Here is a 606-nt window from a genome sequence, read left to right on the forward strand (position 1 = left end):
ATTTGCTTTCAAACTGTCTTGCCATCTTGGTAAGTGATACTTTGGCTGAAGAAACTCTTCCAAGATGTTTTACTTCTGAGCCTCGTTGATCTTCGCAATATGCGACTTCGGTGAACTCCTTATGGGTGTCCAATCCGACAAAAATTATGGTATTGTTTTTCATGGTGCTGGCCTCCGCTTATATGGTATGACACATATATTATGGCTCTGGCTTTGCTAACCCACGATAGGAGGTCAGCACTCTTTTGGGACGTGGGGAGTCATTATGTCTAGGTTTCCGAGTGCCCAACAATTAGTGTACACCCTACTATAGTTATATAGACCTTATGTGGAGGTGCTCATGGCACGTAAAAAAACTCAAGCTTACTCTGAAGAATTCCGAAAAGAAGCAGTGAAACGCTGCGAAAAACCGGGCGTCACTCAAGCTCAAGTTGCTAAAGAACTTGGAATTAGCTCCCAACAAATCGCGAACTGGAAGCGTCAATTTATGCGCTTATCTGATAAACAATTCAACTCTGTTAATGGCGTCGATTACTCAAAAAATGAGAGTGAAGAACTTCGTCGTTTAAGGCGAGAGAATAAACAGCTTCAAGAAGAAATGGATTT

1 protein-coding gene and 1 pseudogene are annotated in these 606 nt (G+C 41.9%); one reads left to right on the top strand and one right to left on the bottom strand.

Annotated elements, in window-relative coordinates; translation table 11 throughout:
• Positions 1-163 (bottom strand): annotated as a pseudogene (locus A3729_RS31425) (IS110 family transposase); the annotation flags it as partial.
• A 177-nt stretch (positions 164-340) separates the two neighbouring features.
• Between A3729_RS31425 and A3729_RS07680 the strand changes: the two are divergent.
• On the top strand, positions 341-606 hold a 266-nt coding region (locus tag A3729_RS07680; protein WP_068633552.1), incomplete at its 3' end, for a transposase.

It is taken from the genome of Oleiphilus sp. HI0043, assembly GCF_001634935.1.